Here is a 19247-nt window from a genome sequence, read left to right as displayed (position 1 = left end):
GTGGCGGGCTGGGTGCGGCAACACCCCACCCGCCACCGGCACCCTCCGTTTCCTGGCCGACTCGGGTTTCCTGACGACGAAGATCGCTCGCCACTCACGAAATCCTGGCCACGGCGCCGACACAGATCTCGGCTACGAATGCCCCCAAACGCCATGGCCGGGCATCCACCCGCAGCGATCTTGTGAACGTCAGCCGATACTCCAACGTCAGCCGCGGCTTCGAGGCTCCCAAGATCGAGAGGTGGGAGAGCGCCCCGACGATGTTGCGGTCGGACATGGACGGCCGGCCGGGGGTTCGATGTAACGCAGCCGTGAGCCGGTCAAAAGACCGCCCGCCCGGAAGACCGCCAGTCCCAGACCACGGCGAATCCCGAACCACGGCGAATCCCGGATGACCGCAAGTCCCGAACGACCGCAAGGCCGGGCAACCGCCAGTCCCAGACCACGGCGAATCCCGAACCATGGCGAGTCCCGGATGACCGCAAGTCCCGGACGACCGCTCGCCCGGACCATCGCGAGCCCAGGACGACCGCGAGGGTGACCACGAAGGCCGGGGGGGGCAGTTTGGCCGGGGCAGGACGATCAGGCGAATGACGGCCCGGATACGAATCCGGCAGGACGAGCCGGTCCTGATCGATCTGCCCTTTTTGCCGCGCCTGGCATGGCATGGTGTTGGTCATGGCGAAGACGCAGTACTACACCGCCACCAGCATCGACGGCTACATCGCCGACGAGAACCACTCGCTGGGCTGGCTCTTCGAGGTCGACGAGGGCACCGATAACCCGTTCGGTGAGTTCTTCGAGGGTGTCGGCGCGTTCGCCATGGGCGCGACCACCTACGAATGGGTCCTCAAGCACGACAACCTGCTCGAGGAACCAGAGAACTGGCACGACATGTACGGCGACGTACCGTGCTGGGTCTTCACCCACCGCGACCTGCCGCCCGTCCCCGACGCCAACGTGTTCATGATCAGCGGTGATGTCCGCCGGGTGCACGAGGCGATGCACGTCGCCGCCCAGGGCAAGAACGTCTGGCTGGCCGGCGGCGGCAATCTGGTGAGCCAGTTCGTCGCCGAGGGTCTGTTGGATGAGCTCATCCTCGGTATAGCCCCGGCCATCCTGGGCGAGGGGATTCCGATGCTGCGCCGCCGCCTGCTGGTCGACGATCTGATCCTCACGGGTGTCCGCGAGGTCGGCCAGTTCGCCTACCTCACCTACGCGGTCGGTGACGTAGCCCGCATGGGCCGGCATCTGGCCGCCGAAACCGCCGCTCTGATCCCCGCCCCGTTCTGATCAGCGAGAGCCCGAAACCACGGCACCGACCGCAACCGCGAGAAAGGCTGGGCCCGCGGGGATGCCGGGCCCGCGGAAGGCCGGAATCGCGGGAGAGCCGAAACCGCGGGAAAGCCCAAACCGCGGGAAGACTAGGGAAGACCGAACCGCCGAACGAGCGGGATCCGTCGAAGGACCGAAACCACACGCCCAAGCCGGACAATCCCGCTCCACGACCAGGTCAGAACAGGTCTTCGGGCTCGGCCATCGGAATGCGCTCGGCCAGGTCGGGTGGGGCGGTCACGATGACGGCCCGCCCACGCCGGGCCATCAGCACCTGTTCCAGGCCGGCGACGATGTCGCCGATGCGGGCTGGGCTCAACCCCCGCGGCAGAACGGCATGCACCACCCCGGCCCCGACCGAGCCACGGACCGCCACCGCCGATCCGACGGCATCACGCAGCACGAACCCGACCGCATGCAGGTCACGGGACCGGACCCGAAGGCGCAACGCCACATCGGACGCCCGGAACGGATAGCTCCCCCACCACTCCGGCGCCTCGGCCCGGATGACCGCGAGCGGACCCAGCTCACGCGCCAGCCGCCCGGCGCCGGCCGCCCGGCGCCGGCCGTCCCCTCGAGGAGCATCGCAAAAGAACCGGGCCCGGTCGCGGGCATGTCCATCTCGACGGCGCTCAACGCGAACTCCTGCGCCACGATCCGGGTCGCCAGGTCGTTGACCTCGGTCGGCGTGGACACCGGCCGGACCACCCAGCGCCGCGCCTCCGGCAGCTCCTCGACCGGCAGCACCGCCGACGTGATCACTCCGGGCGCTGGGCTCTCCCACTCGGCGAGGTCGACGATCTCGCCCACCGGGTCGACGAGCGCGACACTGACCGCCTGGCCGGCAGGTGAGCCGAAGCGATGCCGCAGCGGCCCGGACTCGTTGACGGCGAGCACTCCACCGATCGTGGCGCCGGGCGACGGCGGGTCGAGGACGAGACGTCTGCCGTGCCGGGCGAGAGCGGCCTGCACCGCATCGACAGGAGTGCCGGCGGCCACGATCGCGGACGAGCCGTCGTGATCCCACATGCCGTGGAGACGGCTGGTATCAACGATGATGTCCAAGCGCTGAGGACGCGTACCCCAATCGATTTTGCTCCCCGAACCGCGTGGCCGGATGCCGAGCCCGTGCTCCGCGGCAAGGCGCAGCAGCCGGGAGACGGCGTTGGAGGTCGCCGGCGCGGCGACGTAGTCGGCGTGGCGCCCGGCGACCCGATCGTCACCCTGTGCGACACGCGCGGCACCGGGACCGCAGATCTCCACGAGCTCGGCGAGAAGAGAACCGCTCACTCCGATGCCTCCCCCACAGCGAAGATCGTCCACTCTGGCACATCGTACACATGTACGAATGACCGAGGTTCGTGTGCCCGGGAAATCCGGGCGGTAACGTGTTTCCGGTGACGATTGAAGGCCCACCCACCGCGCGGCAGGCGCCCACCGAGCGCACCTTCCACGGCGACACGGTCGTCGACGAGTTCGCCTGGCTGATGACCAAGGACGACCCGGCGACCATCGCTCATCTGGAGGCGGAGAACGCCTGGACCGAGCAGGCGACCGCGCACCTCGCGAGTCTCCGGGAGACGGTGTTCCAGGAGATCAAGGGCCGTACTCAGGAGACCGATCTGTCGGTTCCGAGCCGTAAGGGCGGATTCTGGTATTACACGCGTACCGAGGAGGGCAAGCAGTATGGGATTCACTGCCGTGTCCCCGTGCGCGCGGGTGAGACGGACCCGCCGATGGGCGTCGACAAGCCCGGTGAGCAGGTCCTTCTCGACGGCAACGAGCTGGCCGAGGGCAAGGATTTCTTCGCGCTCGGCACCTTCGATGTGAGCCCGGACGGCAACTGGCTGGCCTATTCGACCGATTTCGACGGTGACGAACGTTTCACTCTGCAGGTCAAGAATCTGGCGACCGGCGAGGTGCTGGCCGACGAGGTGACCGACGTCTTCTACGGCAGCGCCTGGTCAGCCGACGGGACCACACTGTTCTACATCACTGTGGACGAGGCGTGGCGGCCCAACCGGGTGTGGCGCCACACGGTCGGCAGCACCGACAACACTTTGATCTTCGAGGAGCCGGACGAGCGGTTCTGGGTGGGCGTCGATCTCACCCGGAGTGAGAAGTTCATCGTCATCGACACCCAGAGCAAAATCACCTCTGAGGTGCGGGTGATCCCCTCGGACACCCCCGACGCCGAGCCGATGCTGATCACCGAGCGTCAGCAGGGCGTGGAGTATTCGATCGAGCACCACGGCCACCGGTTCCTGATCCTGCACAACCGTGATGCCGAGGACTTCGCGGTCGCCTGGACCTCGGTGGACAACCCGGGCGAGTGGATCGAGATGATCCCGCACCAGCCGGGCACGCGCCTCGAGTCGGTCGACGCGTTCTCCCGCCACCTGGTGATCTCGCTGCGGCGTGACGGCCTGACCGGTCTGCGGGTGATCGCCGACGGCAGCACGGCCTCCTACGACATGGAGTTCCCCGAGCCGCTGTACAGCGTCGGGCTGGCCGGCAACCCGGAGTATGAGACGAGTTCCGTCCGGATCGCCTACACCTCGCTGGTCACCCCTGACTCGGTCTACGACGTCGACCTGATCACCCGGTCGATGACGCTGCGTAAGCAGAAGCCGGTCCTCGGCGACTACCAGCCGAGCGATTACGAGCAGTTCCGCGAGTGGGCGACGGCCCCCGACGGCACCCGTGTGCCGATCTCGATCGTGGCACGCAAGGGCGTGAAGCGGGACGGTTCGGCACCGGCGCTGCTCTACGGCTACGGCTCCTACGAGCACTCGATCGACCCGTACTTCTCGATCGCCCGACTGTCCCTCCTGGACCGTGGTGTCGTCTTCGCGATCGCCCACGTCCGCGGCGGCGGCGAAATGGGCAGGCAGTGGTATGAGCAGGGCAAGATGCTCGCCAAGCGCAACACGTTCACCGACTTCGTGGCGGTCGCCGAGGCCCTGGTCCGGAGCCGCTGGACATCCGCCGACCGTCTGGTGGCCCGTGGCGGATCGGCCGGGGGCCTGCTCATGGGCGCGATCGCGAACATCGCCCCGGAGGCGTTCGCCGGCATCCTCGCCGAGGTGCCCTTCGTGGACCCGCTCACCTCGATCCTCGACCCGTCGCTACCCCTGACAGTCACCGAGTGGGAGGAGTGGGGCAACCCGATCGAGTCGGCCGAGGTCTACGCCTACATGAAGGCCTACAGCCCGTATGAGAACGTGATCAAGCAGCACTACCCCCGAATCCTCGCGGTGACCAGCCTGAACGACACCCGGGTCCTCTATCACGAGCCGGCCAAGTGGATCGCCCGGCTGCGCAGCGTGGCTCCCGACGGCACTTATCTCCTCAAGACCGAGATGGGCGCGGGCCACGCCGGCCCGAGCGGCCGCTACGACGCATGGAAGGAAGAGGCCTTCAACCTCGCCTGGATCCTGGACGTCCTGCAGCCCGCCTGACCGATCCGGCCGCCGCGGCATCCGCACTCACGGATGCCGCGGCGCTCGACCCACATGGCATTGCGCTCCGGGTCCGGCGCCGAGCTCCCGCAGCATTCCCCCAAGATCAAACCCTTCCGACGGTACGGACGGACCCGCCCCGCCGATCATGGCCGTCCCGGAGCTACCAGGCGACGTAGCCCCCGCCCCGGACCGCAACGCCCGCATCCGGGCATATGCGAACACAAGGTCAGCCCACCCGGCGCGAGCACGAGCTCAGCCGATCCGGCGCAAGCACGAGCTCAGCCCGCCCGGCGCGAACGATAAGGTCAGCCCACTCGGATCTCCTCCAGGTCCGTGTTCGTTCGCAGCAGGAGCGCGCCGGCCACCGCCACCAGGGTCAGCGCCGCCACCGCGCCACCCCCGAGGAGCAGCAGGTCACTCCACGGCACCTCGACCGGCATGGTCACCCGGAGCCCTGGCTGGTCCGCTTCGCCGACCGTGACCGTCGACCCGAGGGACCGCACGATCGACCAGCCGAGAGTCAGCGAGATCAGTACGGCCGGCACCGCCGGCCCGAGCGCCTGCCATGCGATCGCCTCTCCCAGCACCCGGCGGGGCACTCCGGCCGCCACCTGTGCGGCATAGACCCGACGCCGGCTGGTGATGCCCTCCGCCAGGGCCACCAGGATGCCGGCCGCGGCGAGCGCGATGACGGTGGCCACCGCCAGGTCGATCAACGTGATCGGACTCAGTTGGTACTGGCCGCCGGGAACGGGTGGCCGCCCACTGAGGTGGGCCATCCGGTCGCCGGCGTCCTGCATCGCCACCACATAGGCACGCACCGCACAGGCGCCCGCGCCGACGATCAGGGCGGCGAACAGCGCGGCATGCAACCGGCTGCCGCTCCACGGGTCGGCTGTCAGCCGCCGCCCGGCGAGTAGCATTCCCGGCCGCCTGCCGAACCTTTGCAACAGCTCACCAGCGGTGTAGGCGATCCAGCCGGACCCGATCAGAACCCCGGCGGTGGCCAGCAGCACGACCGCGGCCAGGGTGAGCGCCGCCAGGCCCGGCCCGGGCTCGGCCTCATCCGCACTGTCGAGGAGCCAGCCGCCGAACGGGTCGACGATCACCGGTGCCAGCACGCCTCCGATGATCAGCAGACCGGGCCAGCCCGCCGGCCGGCGGTCGCGGACCCGTCGCACCACCCCGAGAGGCGTCATGATCACCGGCCGCAGCAGGATCACCGCACCGATCGCGGCCATCACCGGCACGAGCAGCAATGCCGCGCCCATCACCACCACCGATGGCAGCACGTCGGTGGGCAGGGCCCGGCTGCCGTCCTGCGCCGGTTGGTCGAGGGCCGCCCGCATTGCCAGGAAGAACCCGAGACCGACCGCCGATCCGAGTGCCGCGGCCAGCGCTGTCTCCCACACCGCCACCTGAACCGCTTGTCCCGGGGTCGCGCCGACCAGTCGCAGCAGGGCGAACCGCCGGTCGCGGCCGGGCGAGCCGAAGCGGATGCTCTGCCCGGCCAGCACGAGGATCGGCACCGCCACCAGCAGCAGTGCCGCGATCACCGCGGTCCGTTGCTCGCCGCGGGCGATCATCTCGGTCCGGTAGAGGGCATCACCGTCGGGGATCGCCGCGACCGTGGCCGCGGCCAGCAGGGCCACGGCGGCCGGCGCCGCGCTGGCAGCGGTCAGCGTCGTCCGGATCCGGTCGGCGCGCCCACCGGCCGTGGCCAGGCGAAACAGCACCGCAGGCCGGATCGGGGAAGCGGTCGGGGTGTCGTGTCTTCCGGGAGTGGTCATCGTGGTCATGCGGCACGGATCTCTTCGAGGTCGGTGCTGCTGCGGAGCACCAGCATCCCGATCGCGGCCACCACCAGCATGAGCAGAACTGTGCCGCCGCCGAGCACGGTCAGCTGCTGCCAGGGCACCGGCACGGGAAGCGTCACGATCGGGTCGGTCACGACGGTCCGCGCGCAGGTCGCGAAGTCAGCCGCCGGATCGGTGCATGACTCGGTGATCCCTCCGCCGACCGCGACCTCGTGATAGAGCGATCGGACCAGGACCAGCCCGGAGACGACGGCCAGGGCGAGCGCGGGGACGAGCGGCGCCATGGTCTGCCACAGCAGTGTGCCGGCGAGGGTGCCGCTGGAGGTGCCGGCGGCGGTCAGCGCCGCGTTGGTCCGTCGCCGTGCCACCACGCTCTCAGCCAGTGCCACCAGCATGCCCGCCGCCGAGACCGCCACGCCGACACCGACGGCGATCAGCACCAGCCGTGCGGTACCGACGTAGAAGCCGTCGAGCGGGTCGGGAAGCCCCTGGCTGTTGCCGGTCAGGGCGTTCAACTGCTTCTCCGCACGGTCCTGGGTCACGAAGAGGGCGTGATATCCCATGGCCGCGCCGCCGATCACCGTGGCACCGAGCAGCGCGCCCAGGGTCCGGCTGCCGTTCCACGGGTCGGCCATCATCCGCCTCCCCGCCAGCAGCGTGACCGGTCCGCGGCCGAACCGGTGCAGGAGCCGCCCCGCCGTGTAGGAGATCCAGCCGGTGCCGACGACCACGCCGGCCATCACCAGCACCGCGCCGAGCAGCATCAGCAGGCCGAAGAGGAATCCGGGCATCTCCATCCGGTCGGAGAGCCAGACGGGCACGTTGAACACGAGGACGCCGGCGCCGATGGCCAGCCCGGGCCAGGGCCGCGGGCCGTGCTCTCGATGGCGGCGCACCACACCGAGCGGGGTGACCGCCACCCCGCGGATCAGCATCAGGCCGATCAAGCCGGCGAGCACCGGCACCGCCACGACCGCCGCCGCCAGGGGAACAGGCGCCGGGAACGCGTCGGTGGGCAACGCCAGTGAGCCGCCAGGCCCGGGGTCATGCAGCACTCGGCGCAGACCGAGGTAGAGCCCGAAGCCCGTCGCCGACCCGAGGCCGCTCGCCGCGACGGTCTCCGCGACCGCGATCAGGATCGCCTGTCCCGGTGTGGCGCCGGCCAGCCGGATGGCTGCCAGTCGCCGATCGCGGGCCGGGGCGCCGAGCCTGATGCACTGCCCGGCCAGTGCGAGCACCGGCAGGGTGAGCAGCAGCAGCCCGAAGATCACGCCCGGCCGCAGGCCTGGCTCCTGCAGCAGCGGGCTGGTGTAGTGCTCGGCGCCGGGAGCCGTCGAGCTCCCGTCCGGATGCTCGACCGGCTCCCCACCGTGGATGGCGGCGACCGTGGCGGCGGCGAGCATCGCTGTGGTGGCGAGGGCCGCGCTCGTGGCCGTGAGCACGGTCCGTAACGTGTCCGTCCTGGTCCCTGCCGTGCTGAGCCGCACCAGGGTGGCTGCTCTCACAGCGTCCCCACTCCGAGGCCGGTCGGGTCGACGACGCCGTCACACAGCACGATCTCCCGGTCCGCGTAGGCGGCGACCGGCGCTTCGTGGGTGACGAGCACGACCGCCGTACCCTCCTCGCGCACCGCCCGGACGATCGCCTGCATGACCTGCTCGCCGTTGAGCTGGTCGAGGGCGCCGGTGGGCTCGTCGGCGAAGAGAACCCGGGGACGGGTCACCATGGCGCGGGCGACCGCGCAGCGCTGCTGCTGCCCTCCGGACATCGCGCCGGGCATCTGGTCGGCGACGCCGGCGACGCCGAATCGATCGAGCCAGGAGAGCGCCGCCTCCCTTGCTTCTCGCCGCCCCGAACCGGCGAGAAGCAAGGGCAGGGCGACATTTTCTGCAGCGGTCAGCTCCGGCACCATCTGCCCGAACTGGAACAGCACCCCGAACTCGCTGCGCCGCAGCCGGGACCGCGCCGCCTCGGACCAGAGCCCGATGCTCTGATCGCGGAAGACCACCGTGCCCTGGTCGGCACGGAGGATCCCGGCGAGGCAGTGCAGGAGGGTGGACTTGCCGCAGCCGCTGGGCCCGGTGACCGCCACGATCTCGCCCTCGGCGACGCTCAGGTCGACTCCGCGCAGTGCTGGGGTGGCCCCGTAGTCCTTGGTGATCCCTGTCCCGGTCAGCAGCGCAGCACTCACGTGGTCACTTCCTTCTGTAGGTCGGCGACTCGGGCCAGCGTGGTCTGCAACCAGCGCAGGTCGGCGTCGAGGTGGCCGATGGCGTAGTCGGCGGCGACCACGTCGCCGACCGTGGCGCCCGGCGCGGACTTGACGGCGGTCAGCTCGCGCAGCCGGGTCATGTGGGCGACCCGCTGGGCGGTCAGGTAGCTCCGGGCGCGGTCGGCGTCGGCGGCGAGCAGGGCGACCACCACCTTGGCGAAGAGGGTGCTCGTCACATACGGCGCGGGGGGCTCGATCTCGGTGAGCCAGTGGGCGAGCCGCTCACGGCCGGAACGGGTCAGCGTGTACGCCGTCCGCTCCGGCCCACCCTCCTGCTCCTGGCCGGACTGCTCGACGAACCCGTCCCGCTCCAAGCGACCGAGCGTCGAGTAGACCTGGCCGTACGCCAGTGGTTTGGCCTGTGGCAGCCGCTCGTCGTGGGCCCGCTTGAGGTCGTAACCGTGTCGCGGGCCTCCGGCGAGCAACCCCAGGAGCACATGCGCCGTGGACATGGCGCTACTATTCACTCAGTGAATAGCCGCCGTCAAGCCACCCCCGGGAGGACTCGATGTCAGAGCGAGCGGCGCAGCGCGACGACGGCGATGTCGTCGGCCTGTTCCCGGGCACCGGTGAGCCGGGTGAGCAGGCGCCGGCAGAAGTCGCCGAGGTCGGCCTCGACGTGGACGGCCTCGGCCGCGAGCGCGCTCATCCCCTGGTCGAGGTCGGCGTCCCGGCGTTCGATCAGGCCGTCGGTGTAAAGCACGAGCGTGCCGCCGGGCGGCAGGGTGTATTCGAGCTCGGCGCGAGGGGGCGCCGCGATGCCGAGCAGCGCTCCGCGCGGGGCGAGGTATCCCACTTCGCCGTCGACGTGCACGAGCGGCGGCAGGTGTCCGGCGCTGGCCATCCGGATCCGTCCGGTGACCGGCTCCAGGGTGAGCAGGCAGAGCGTCGCAGACTCGTCGGGCAGCACCGTCCGCATGAATCGGTTGACCAGTTCCAGCACCGCCCCGGGCGAGTGCCCCTCGACGGCGTAAGCGCGGACGGCGTGGCGGATCTCGGCCATCACCGTGGCGGCGTGCAGCGAGTGCCCCGCCACGTCCCCGATCGCCACCAGGAGCCGGTCGTCGAGCATCGTCAGCTCGTAGAAGTCGCCGCCCACCTCGGTCTGCGCGCCCGCCGGCTCGTAAAGGAAGGCGAGGTCGACGCCGGGCACCTCGGGCAGGCGCGACTGGAGCAGGCTGCGCTGGAGGGTGACCGCGATCCGGTGTTCCTCGTCGAAGGACCGCTGCGCCTCCACCGCCGCGGCGACCGCCTGGGAGAGCTGCCGGAGCACGGGGAAACCGGGGGTCTGCGAGCTGCCGGGCACGGCGACGTAAACGGGCGGCCGGTCGGCGCGCAGGCGGGCCGCGGCGACCGCGACGGTCTCGCCGTCCGGCCAGTCGACGACGTCCCAGTCGGCCGGCTCGTCGCTGCGCACCAGCGATCCGACGGCCACTCGATGCACGGGGACGGCCCACCGGCGCACTGTCGAGGGCTTCCCCGTCGCCGCGAGGCTCTCGCCGTCGGAGGTCTCGGCGACCACCGCGACCGGCCCGCCGAAGATGTCGACCGCGCCCTCGGCGGCGGCCGCGAGCAGGGTGGGCAGCGTGGGCGCCGAGTTGATCGCCAGGGTGGTCTCGGCCAGCCGGACCATCCGCTCGGCGAGCAGCTCCGCGCGTTGCCGTGCACGGTAATAGCGGAGCACGGCCTGGGCCGTGGCGATCAGCTCGTCGGGTTCGATCGGCTCTACGAGGTAGGCGTCGGCGCCCCGGTTCAGTCCCTGGGTGCGGTCGACGACGTCGACGGCGTGGGCGGACACGTGGATCACCGGGAGTACGCCGTACCGCGAATCGCCTTTGATCGTCTCGCAGACGTCGAAACCGCTCATGTCGGGCAGTTTCACGTCGAGGACGACCAGGTCGAAGGTGTCTTCCAGGAGCCGGGTCAGCGCCGCCCCGCCGGTCTCCGCCTCGTGCACCGTGAATCCGGCCCGGCTGAGCCAGCTGACCAGGAGGTATCGCTTGGTCGCGCTGTCGTCGACGACGAGGACGGTGGCCGCGGGCGTCATGACGCCAGTGGGAGCCGGAGGGTGAAGGTGCTGCCCTCACCAGGGGTCGAGTCGACGCGCAGGGCGCCACCGAGGATCCCGGCGAGCCGGCGGGCGTAAGGCAGGCCGAGGCCGGTGCCCTTGCCGCTGACCGGCTTGCTCCCCGGCACCTGGTAAAACTCCTCGAAGATGCGTTCCTGCAGCTCGGGCGGGATGCCGTAACCAGTGTCGGCGACGACGAACTCCGCATCGCCGTCGATCCGGCGCACGCTGAGCCGGACGGAGCCGGCCTCGGTGAATTTGAGCGCGTTCGTGAGGAGGTTGCGCAACACCTGAGCGAGCAGCACCTCGTCGGAGTGAAGGGTGGGGATGCCCGGCTCCTCGACCGTGAAGTCGACCTCGGGCCGGGTGGCGAGCGGGCGCAGCGTGCCGCGCAGCTGACCGAAGACGGCTCTCAGATCCACCTCGGACCAGGTCGGCTCGATCCGGCCGGCCTCCGCCTTGGCCAGGTCGAGCAGGCCGTTGACCAGAGTCAACAGATCGGTGGCCGAGCCGCGGATCAGGTCGACCTGGCGACGCTGCTCGGTGGTGAGCTCGTCGGAGCCGGAGTCGGTGAGCAGTCGGCCGAGGCCGATGATCGCGGTGACCGGGGCCCGCAGCTCGTGGCTGACGTTGGCCAGGAAACGGCTCTTCGCCTCGCTGGCCGCCGCGAGCTGCGCCGATTTCTCGTCGAGCTCGGCGTAAAGGGCGACCACGCCGCGGTTGGTCTCCTCCAGCTCCTGGGAGAGCTGGTTGTAGAGGGCCATCACCCCACGGTTGGTCTCCTCCAGCTCGGCGTTGAGCCGGGCCAGGTCGTCACGTTGCGCACGCACCTCGTCAAGGGCGGCGATGAGCTGCTGATTCTGCACCGCCAGCTCATCCAGCGGAGTGCCAGGCACATGCCGTGCCAGTCGGGCGCGGATCTCATCCATCCGGTCGGGGGTCAGCCGAGGAGCGCCGGGCGGCAACCGCCGGGCCATCCGGACGACTGTGCCGGTCCCGTCATCGTCGACCTCCATCGTGTCGACCAGGCGGCCGACCTGCTGTAGCTGTTCAGCGAGCCGACCCGCCGGCCCCGTTCCGGGCTGGGCCATGGCTACGTGGAGAGTAGGTACCCCGATCGTTTCAGCGGTGAACGTGACGTCGGCGTACCCGGCCGTGAGCAGCACCCGACCGATCTCACTGATCGCGGTGGCGACCCGGGTCTGGTCCTGCGACTCAAGGCCGACCGTCCGGGCCACCTCCCGGCCGAGTTGCCGCACCACGAAGATGTCCTGCTCGACCCGCAGGCGTATCCGCATCAGCGGCTCGGCGGTCATGAGAACCGCGCCACCAGCACACCGGCATCGTCCCGGCGGGTGCCGGCATCCCGCAGAAGGGTGGCCGCAATCACCTCGGGCGTACGGGTGATCAGGCCGGGATAGTCGGTGAGCTTCCACCGGTCGACCAGTCCGTCGGTGTGCATCACCAGGATCGCGCCGGGAGCGAGCGGGTAGTCGTACTCCCGCACCTGCCGTCGTTGATGTCCGACGATGCCGGGCATGGAGACCATCCCCCGCCGCCCACCGTCCGGCGCGAGCACGGTGCCGGAGATGTTGCCGAGACCCGCATAGCGGACCACCCCGGCTTCGAGGTCCGCCTCGGCGACGGCGAGCGCGGCGCCACGGGTGTGCCCGAGGGCACGGTGCAACACCTCCACCAGTTGAGCGGGCGGAACAGCCGCAGCCCGGTGGAACACACGCACCGCCTCGTGCGACGCCGCCGCAGCCAGGCCGCCGTGCCCGAGACCGTCACTGAGCAGGACCTGCCGTCGGCCGTCGATCTCGCGGAACGCGAAGGCGTCGCCGCAGGACGTCTCGCCGCTCAGGGGCCGGGTCAGTCCCGCCGCCCATCCCTGCTCGGGCACCTCGCCGGGCCAGACCTGCACGCTCAGCACGGTGCCCCGGCCGGGCACCGAGTGCAGGTCCCACCGGCTGGCCTGGCGCAGGATCGCACCCAGCCCGATGCCGAGTGTCCCAGCCGTGGAGTTTCCGTCACCCATGGAATATGTGATGTCGTCCATGCCCGGCCCGCTGTCGATCGCGATCAGCTCGACCCCGGCGTGGTCAGCCGACCGCACCACGCGCACCAGGATGGCGCCCTGATCGGCATGCTTGATCAGGTTGCCGGCCGCCTCGGCGGCGACGATGGAGAGGTCGGCGATGCGGCGCTCCGGCATGGCCAGCTCGGCCGCCAGGCGCTCGGCGGCACGGCGCACGGCCGAGGCCGTCCCCGGCTCCTCCACCCGGAACCAGACCCCTCCGTCCAGGAGTCCTTCGGGTAGGGACGCCACCGCGCCTCCGCTCATCGACACCACTTGACGATCGTAATGGTCGTACCCTTACCCGGTGCCGTGTCGATCGTGAACTCGTCGACCAGGCGACGTGCGCCACTGAGTCCGAGGCCGAGCCCGCCTCCGGTGGTGTAGCCATCGGTGAGTGCCAGGTCGAGATCGACGATACCGGGGCCCTGGTCCGCGAAGACGATCCGGATGCCGGGCCGCCGCTCGTTGTGGACGCGGGTCACCTCGACCTCACCGCCACCGCCGTAGACCAGGGTGTTGCGGGCCAGCTCGCTCGCCGCGGTGACGAGTTTCGTCTGATCAACCAGGGACAGCTTGACGGCCACCGAGACGGTGCGCACCAGCTGCCGGACCCGGACGACGTCCTGGTCGGTCACCACCGGAAGGCGCTGGCTCTCGTCGCTCACGACGTGGTTACCGCTGCCGCACCGGGTTCGTCGTCATCGTCGAACAGCAGGTCGTCGCCGCGGTCGGCACGGCTGCCGAGCATCTCGATGCCCAGCTCGACGTTGAGCGCCGTCCGAATGCCGGGCAGTGACAAACCCAACTCGACGAGCGTGATCGCCACGGCCGGGCGCATGCCGACCACGACGGTCTCGGCGTCGAGGACCCGAGAGACCGAGGCGATGGCGGCGAGGGTACGGCCCACGAACGAGTCGACGATGTCCAGCGCGCTGATGTCGATGATCACGCCGTGCACACCGGTCGCGACGATCCGGTCGGCCAGGTCCTCCTGCAGTTGCAGGGCGACCTGGTCCTCCATGTCGATCTGGATCGAGACCAGCAGGATGTCGCCGATCTTCAGGACCGGGACGCGCTCCACGTCAGCGTCCCGACCGCTTGTTCTGGCTGATCACATACCGCAACGCGTCGGCGAGCGACGCCTTGGTGGCGATGTCGCCGAACTCGATGCCCAGGGCGACGATGGTCTGTGCGATCTGCGGGCGAATGCCGGAGATGATGCAGTCGGCGCCCATCAGGCGGGCCGCCACGACGGTCTTGAGGATGTGCTGGGCGACCTGGGTGTCGACCGCGGGCACACCGGTGATGTCGATGATCGCGTACGGCGAGCCGGTATCCACCAGCGTCTGCAGAAGGCGCTCCATCACCACCTGGGCGCGCGCCGAGTCGAGGGTGCCGACCAGGGGCACCGCGACGACGCCCTCCCACAGCTTGACCACCGGCGTGGACAGCTCCAGCAACTGCTCGGCCTGATCCGCGATGATCGACTCGCGGATCCGCACGTAGCTGTCGAAGGTGAAGAGCGCGGCCTGGTCGACGAAGCTCGAGAAGGCCACGTAGTCCCGCAGGGTGGCGATGTCGTTCTGATCGCCGAGGATCTCCAGCGTCGCGTCCTTGAAGGCGTAGACGCTGACCGCCGTCTCGGTGGCACTGAACCCCTGCCGAGCCCGGGTGCTGGAGAGCTCGTTGAGCTGGGCGCGCAGCTCGGCCGCCGCTTCCTGGCTCAGATCGACCGCTCCGCCGGCGAGCGCCTGCTGGAATCCACGCTGCAGGTCGGAGGTCTGCCGACGCAGCTCGGCACTGCTGAGCCGGCCCCGCAGACCTGCGCCGACCAGCTCGGTCCAGCGGCCCGCCAACTGCTCAGCCCGACTCTCGAGCAGTTCGGCGAAGCGCCTCGCCTCGTCCGGACTGAGCGGCATCAGTGCCTCCCCTACTACAGCGATCCTGCGCAACGGCCGGACTTTACCATCAGCATGTCCAATAGTTGCCGTAAGCCAAGTAACGGACCGAGGCCAAAGGCGCGTCCCGTTCTGCGCGCCATGGGGTACGTGGAGTACCGTTCAGCAATAACTGGAGGTCGGCGAATGTCCCTGACGGTACAAACGGAACAGCGTGACGACATGGTGGTCGTGTCGGTCGCTGGTGAGCTTGACATGGCAACCGCCCCCCAGCTGCAGGATCAGATCAGTGACCTGCTGGAGAAGGGCCGGACCCGCCTGGTGTTCGACCTCGCTGAGGTGTCCTTCTGCGACTCGACGGGCCTGTCGGTCTTCGTCCGCGCAAAGAACAGCACCGACGACGCGGGCGGCACCGTTCGACTGGCAGCGCCACAGCGCGGGGTGCTCCGCATCCTCGAGGTGAGCGGCTTGGTCGAGGTGTTGCACACCTACCCCACGGTTGACGAGGCGGTCGCCGCCGAGGAGCCTGCTCTCGACTGACATCCGGTCGGCGTAGTTTGTCGTCGACCGGTGGCGGGCACCCCGTCGCCGGACTGAAACCGGCCCCAGGAGTGTGCCCGTGAGCAAGATGTTCCAAGGCTTCAAAGACTTCATCATGCGCGGCAACGTCGTCGACCTAGCGGTCGGCGTCGTGATCGGCACTGCGTTCACCGCGGTCGTCTCCAGCTTCACCAAGTCGTTCCTGGAACCGCTGATCAAGCTGATCTCGGGCGGCACTGGAGAGCTCAAGGGTTCGTGGGAGCCGGTCAAGGGTGTGATCTTCACCTACGCCGCGTTTCTCAACGCCCTCATCACCTTCCTGCTGACCGCCGCGGTCCTCTACTTCTTCGTCGTCATGCCGCTGAACCGCCTGGCCGAGCGCCGTCGTCGCGGTGAGGAGCCGCCGCCGAAGTCGCCCAGCGAGGAGGTCAAGCTGCTCACCGAGATCCGGGACGCTCTGCTGCGTGGCCAGGGCCACCAGGTCTCCAACAGCGCCCTCGATGACGTCCTCAAGAGGCCGTATCCCGAGCAGCCCCGCTGACGAGCTGAAAAGATCCGCCCTCCCGGCACGGTTAGAACACATGTTCGATACAGTGCCGGGATGGAGCAGCGTAAGCACTGGTGGAACAGCAAGTGGGGGCGGCTGGCCCGCAAGGACGTCTACTTACGCACCAGCGGTGATCAGTGGTATGTCGAGCAGCGCGCCGGCGGCTCGGACGGGATGTCGCACTTCTTCGAGTACGACAGTGAGGACGCGGCCCTCGACATGGTCCGCGCCCTCCTCGCCGGCCCCGACGAGTGGCGTGAGCTCTCGGTCCGGCCCGCCGACCGCTAGGCCGCCCGGTGGTCGTCCTGATGCCGCGCGGTCAGCGGGCCGCGCGGTGGTGGCAGGAGCCGGAGACCCGGCCGGGGAGCCTCTTCCTGGGCCTCGGCTTCCTGGGTCTCGGCGTCGAAACGAGCCCGCCAGCCCACACCCACCCGGGAGCCGGGCGGCCGGCTCTCCCCGCCGGCGCCACGAGACAGCGCCACCACCAGCAGATATCCGACGATCACGAAACCGTGGCCGACCAGCCGGCCGATGTCCACGCGACCGCCGGTCAGATCGGTGACCGAGATCAGCAGCAGCATCCCGACGAAAGCGGTCAGCATCGGCACCAGACCCGTCGGCCGGGTCCGCCGCAGCGCGATGAAGAGATAGCCGGCACCGACCGCGACGTTCCATGCCGCCGACTCGTGCCAGAGGTGCCCCTGCGAGGCACCCAGCCCGTTGTGCGCATGGTCCACGGTCGCCCCGCCCCCGACCTGGGTCAGCCCGAGGATCAGCTGCACCGCCCCGACCAGAGCCAGAGCCACGTAGAGCAGGGTCGCCACCGGCACCCGTGGGCGCCACCGGCGCCGAGCCGGCGGCTGATCCGGCAGGGCCGCCAGGATCGCGGCCGTCAGATCCGGCACCTCCGACACAGGCGCGGTCCGGGTCAGCCGGTTCACCACCGCCGCCCGGTCCAGCCAGTCCCGGCAGCCGGCGCACCCGGCCAGGTGCTCGTCGACCAGCGGCCGCGTCACCGGGTCGTCCTCGCCGTCCAGCTGCGCGGAGAGCATCTCGCGCCACCGCTCACATGCCATGACCTGATAGTCGCCTGCGCGGCCGCCCGAGTTCCCGCCGGGTCACTGTTGTTCGTGGCCGAGCATCCGGCGCCGCTCACGGAAGGCGCGGAGGTTCGCCGTGTTGCCGCAGGTGCTGACGTCGTGCCAGACGCCGCTGTTGTTGCGCGACGTGTCGAAGAAGGCGGCACGGCACACCTGGTTGTTGCACAGTTTCAGCCGCGGCCACATCCCCGCCTGCTGGGCCAGCAGCGCCTCCGCCCACAGCGCCGACGCCAGCCAGCGCACCCCACGGCCGGTCGGCACGACCCGCACCCACCCGGTCCCGTCGGGCACCAGGCTCACCTGGACGTCAGCCGGCGGCAGCAACGCCTCGTCCACCTCCGGGCCCGCCCCCGCCGACACCACATGCTCGAAAGCGTTGCGCAGCCGGCGCATCGACCGCAGATCGGCGACGGAGAGCAGGAGAGTCGGCCCCGGCAGCCCCGACACGTGCGACCAGAGGCCGAGCGCATCGGTGACCCACCACTGGGCGTCCTCGACGCTGGCCAGCAGATCAGGGGCATAGGACATCGCCGGGCGAGTATTCAGCAGCTCCTGCACGAGAGCGAAACCGCCCGGCGCCTCCCGTACGCCGTGTCGCGCGCTGGCCTTCCATGACATATCCAAAGCCTACTCGGCTCTTTTTCCCGTGCGCCCGGAACGCCACCCGCGCGAGTGGACGATTGCCGTTCATCGGTGGACGGTCGTGAATGAGTCTCTAGACTTCAGCTGTGCGTAGAGCTCTGGCGATGACGATCGCGGCCGCGGTGGCACTGACCCTCGCCGCCGGCTGCGAGTCGGAGACACCGACCGCGACGGCGCCGACTCCGGGCGTACCCTCGCCGTCGTCGCCTGGCTCGCCCACCGGATCGCCGTCGCAGCCGGCTCCCGCGCCCACCGTCTCCTCGGCCCCCGCATCGCCGGGGCCGAAACGGAAATTGAAGACCGGGCTCAAGGGTCCCGACGTTTTAGCACTGCAGCAACGCCTCACCGAGCTGGGCTATTGGAACGGCAAGGCGGACGGGAAATTCGGCTCGACCACCCAGCAGGCCGTCTTCGCACTGCAGAAAGCCGCCGGCATCAACCGCGACGGCACGGTCGGCCCCAAAACCCAGAAAGCTTTGGACCAGGGGGTACGCCCGAAGGCGCGCTCAACTACCGGGGAAATGGTCGAGATCGATCTGAAACGCCAGTTGCTGCTCCTGGTGACCGATGGCGGGATCACCCAGACCTTCAACACGTCGACCGGCTCCAACGAGTATTACCAGCAGGAGGGTGAGACCTACCTGGCCGACACCCCGCGAGGGAAGTTCAAGGTGAGCCGCCAGATCGACGGCTGGCGCAACGCCCCGCTGGGTCTGCTGTGGCGCCCCAAATACTTCAACGGCGGCATAGCGGTGCACGGCGCCCCGAGTGTTCCGCCCTACCCGGCGTCACACGGTTGTGCCCGCGTCTCCGTAGCCGCGATGAACTGGCTGTGGAAGAACGACGCCATTCCCCTGAAAACGCAGGTCTGGGTGTATTGACGCGTTCACCGCACCGTTTCCAGCCGCCGCGCCCGTCGCGGCGCGGGAATCACCGGCGCATATCCGGGTGGCCAGGCCGCCCCGTGGATCTCGGCACAGAGCACCACACCCAGCCACGGCACCCACGGCCCGACGATCTCCACCGTCTCACGCCCGCGGACGTCCAGCGTCAGCGCCCACTCGTCAGGCCGGGGCCGCAGGCTGGTGACCGCACGCAACATGAACGACTCGTCGCCCAGGATCAGCCGCTGGTTGGTGACCACGGCGAGCAGCCGATCACTCCCGACCACATCGACCGGGAACCATCCATACTGCTTCTCACCGGCCCACAGCGGCACCGTCGGGGTCACCGCCGCCGGTCGGCCACCCCGCTCGACGAGGCCGGCCAGCATGCACATGGACCGGTAACCGGCCAGCAGCTGTCCAGGATCGTAAACCGCCAAGGCATTCTCCGATCTGACCACCGCCCGATGCGGCCCGCCTCCGACCCTGGCACGCAAAGCCCGACACCCCAAGCGAATACACCCCAAAGGTGAGCCGCGAAATCTCCGACGTATCCGGTTAATCTCTTTTGAGTCGGTCTTGCGACAGGCGGAACACCGG

Annotated in this window: 21 protein-coding genes; 6 read left to right on the top strand and 15 right to left on the bottom strand. The window is 69.7% G+C overall.

The features are described from left to right. Positions 1–678 precede the first annotated feature (678 nt). Positions 679–1293, top strand: a complete 615-nt coding sequence (locus tag ACQPZW_RS01090; RefSeq protein WP_433792990.1) for a dihydrofolate reductase family protein — start codon at positions 679–681, stop codon at positions 1291–1293. Between the two features lie 220 nt (positions 1294–1513). On the opposite strand, the gene ACQPZW_RS01085 is transcribed toward ACQPZW_RS01090, so the two are convergent. Both ACQPZW_RS01085 and ACQPZW_RS01080 read right to left on the bottom strand, forming a co-directional pair. Beyond that, positions 1514–1654: a hypothetical protein gene (locus ACQPZW_RS01085; protein ID WP_433792989.1), complete on the bottom strand. Its 141-nt coding sequence runs from the start codon at positions 1652–1654 to the stop codon at positions 1514–1516. Then, the gene (locus tag ACQPZW_RS01080; RefSeq protein WP_433792988.1) at positions 1651–2625 is read right to left on the bottom strand and encodes an FAD-binding oxidoreductase; all 975 of its coding nucleotides are present in this window, start codon (positions 2623–2625) and stop codon (positions 1651–1653) included. The genes ACQPZW_RS01085 and ACQPZW_RS01080 overlap by 4 nt, the downstream gene beginning before the upstream one ends. A 107-nt stretch (positions 2626–2732) precedes the next feature. Here ACQPZW_RS01080 and ACQPZW_RS01075 point away from each other — a divergent pair, with 107 nt between their 5' ends. Beyond that, the gene (locus ACQPZW_RS01075) at positions 2733–4796 is read left to right on the top strand and encodes a S9 family peptidase (protein WP_433792987.1); all 2064 of its coding nucleotides are present in this window, start codon (positions 2733–2735) and stop codon (positions 4794–4796) included. A gap of 308 nt (positions 4797–5104) precedes the next feature. On the opposite strand, the gene ACQPZW_RS01070 is transcribed toward ACQPZW_RS01075, so the two are convergent. The 10 genes from ACQPZW_RS01070 to ACQPZW_RS01025 are packed head-to-tail and all read right to left on the bottom strand — an operon-like array spanning position 5105 to position 14955. Then, a complete protein-coding gene (locus ACQPZW_RS01070) occupies positions 5105–6598 on the bottom strand; it encodes an ABC transporter permease (RefSeq protein ID WP_433792986.1) in 1494 nt (497 codons plus the stop codon). Beyond that, a complete protein-coding gene (locus ACQPZW_RS01065; RefSeq protein ID WP_433792985.1) occupies positions 6595–8058 on the bottom strand; it encodes an FtsX-like permease family protein in 1464 nt (487 codons plus the stop codon). The genes ACQPZW_RS01070 and ACQPZW_RS01065 overlap by 4 nt, the downstream gene beginning before the upstream one ends. 59 nt (positions 8059–8117) lie before the next feature. Continuing rightward, positions 8118–8807 carry an ABC transporter ATP-binding protein gene (locus ACQPZW_RS01060; protein ID WP_433792984.1) on the bottom strand — a complete coding sequence of 230 codons (690 nt, stop codon included), beginning with the start codon at positions 8805–8807 and terminating at the stop codon, positions 8118–8120. Next, positions 8804–9340, bottom strand: a complete 537-nt coding sequence (locus ACQPZW_RS01055) for a PadR family transcriptional regulator (RefSeq protein WP_433792983.1) — start codon at positions 9338–9340, stop codon at positions 8804–8806. Before ACQPZW_RS01055 ends, ACQPZW_RS01060 begins: the two co-directional genes overlap by 4 nt. A gap of 59 nt (positions 9341–9399) precedes the next feature. Further along, complete coding sequence (locus tag ACQPZW_RS01050; RefSeq protein WP_433792982.1) at positions 9400–10935, bottom strand: SpoIIE family protein phosphatase; 1536 nt, start codon at positions 10933–10935, stop codon at positions 9400–9402. Continuing rightward, positions 10932–12272, bottom strand: a complete 1341-nt coding sequence (locus ACQPZW_RS01045) for an ATP-binding protein (protein WP_433792981.1) — start codon at positions 12270–12272, stop codon at positions 10932–10934. The genes ACQPZW_RS01050 and ACQPZW_RS01045 overlap by 4 nt, the downstream gene beginning before the upstream one ends. Beyond that, complete coding sequence (locus ACQPZW_RS01040; protein WP_433797368.1) at positions 12269–13300, bottom strand: SpoIIE family protein phosphatase; 1032 nt, start codon at positions 13298–13300, stop codon at positions 12269–12271. The genes ACQPZW_RS01045 and ACQPZW_RS01040 overlap by 4 nt, the downstream gene beginning before the upstream one ends. After that, complete coding sequence (locus tag ACQPZW_RS01035) at positions 13297–13701, bottom strand: ATP-binding protein (RefSeq protein ID WP_433792980.1); 405 nt, start codon at positions 13699–13701, stop codon at positions 13297–13299. Before ACQPZW_RS01035 ends, ACQPZW_RS01040 begins: the two co-directional genes overlap by 4 nt. Continuing rightward, entirely contained in the window at positions 13698–14117 is a 420-nt protein-coding gene (locus tag ACQPZW_RS01030) for an STAS domain-containing protein (RefSeq protein ID WP_433792979.1), read from the bottom strand. Before ACQPZW_RS01030 ends, ACQPZW_RS01035 begins: the two co-directional genes overlap by 4 nt. 1 nt (position 14118) lies before the next feature. After that, on the bottom strand, positions 14119–14955 hold the full coding sequence (locus ACQPZW_RS01025; RefSeq protein ID WP_433792978.1) for an STAS domain-containing protein: 837 nt from the start codon (positions 14953–14955) through the stop codon (positions 14119–14121). 165 nt (positions 14956–15120) lie between these two features. Between ACQPZW_RS01025 and ACQPZW_RS01020 the strand changes: the two genes are divergently transcribed. The 3 genes from ACQPZW_RS01020 (at position 15121) to ACQPZW_RS01010 (ending at position 16309) form a co-directional block, all read left to right on the top strand. Further along, positions 15121–15474, top strand: a complete 354-nt coding sequence (locus ACQPZW_RS01020; RefSeq protein WP_092549777.1) for an STAS domain-containing protein — start codon at positions 15121–15123, stop codon at positions 15472–15474. Between the two features lie 88 nt (positions 15475–15562). Then, the gene (gene mscL / locus ACQPZW_RS01015; protein ID WP_433797366.1) at positions 15563–16015 is read left to right on the top strand and encodes a large conductance mechanosensitive channel protein MscL; all 453 of its coding nucleotides are present in this window, start codon (positions 15563–15565) and stop codon (positions 16013–16015) included. Positions 16016–16075: 60 nt separating this feature from the next. Then, positions 16076–16309 carry a hypothetical protein gene (locus ACQPZW_RS01010; protein ID WP_433792977.1) on the top strand — a complete coding sequence of 78 codons (234 nt, stop codon included), beginning with the start codon at positions 16076–16078 and terminating at the stop codon, positions 16307–16309. On the opposite strand, the gene ACQPZW_RS01005 is transcribed toward ACQPZW_RS01010, so the two are convergent. Together ACQPZW_RS01005 and ACQPZW_RS01000 are read right to left on the bottom strand one after the other, a co-directional pair. Further along, positions 16306–17097: a zf-HC2 domain-containing protein gene (locus ACQPZW_RS01005; RefSeq protein WP_433792976.1), complete on the bottom strand. Its 792-nt coding sequence runs from the start codon at positions 17095–17097 to the stop codon at positions 16306–16308. The two genes, ACQPZW_RS01010 and ACQPZW_RS01005, sit on opposite strands and share 4 nt — an antisense overlap. A gap of 42 nt (positions 17098–17139) precedes the next feature. Then, on the bottom strand, positions 17140–17739 hold the full coding sequence (locus ACQPZW_RS01000; protein WP_433792975.1) for a CGNR zinc finger domain-containing protein: 600 nt from the start codon (positions 17737–17739) through the stop codon (positions 17140–17142). 128 nt (positions 17740–17867) lie between these two features. On the opposite strand from ACQPZW_RS01000, the gene ACQPZW_RS00995 reads away from it, so the two are divergent. After that, positions 17868–18644, top strand: coding sequence for a L,D-transpeptidase family protein (locus tag ACQPZW_RS00995; RefSeq protein WP_433792974.1), 777 nt, complete (start codon positions 17868–17870; stop codon positions 18642–18644). 5 nt (positions 18645–18649) lie between these two features. Here the strand turns inward: ACQPZW_RS00995 and ACQPZW_RS00990 are convergent, their stop codons facing one another. After that, positions 18650–19087, bottom strand: coding sequence for a hypothetical protein (locus ACQPZW_RS00990; protein WP_433792973.1), 438 nt, complete (start codon positions 19085–19087; stop codon positions 18650–18652). Positions 19088–19247: the final 160 nt, after the last annotated feature.

Origin of the sequence: Actinoplanes sp. CA-252034 (assembly GCF_050956125.1) — a bacterium.
GTDB lineage: Bacteria > Actinomycetota > Actinomycetes > Mycobacteriales > Micromonosporaceae > Actinoplanes.
Note: the sequence above shows the minus strand (reverse complement) of the source record. Positions and strands in the feature narration are given on the sequence as shown.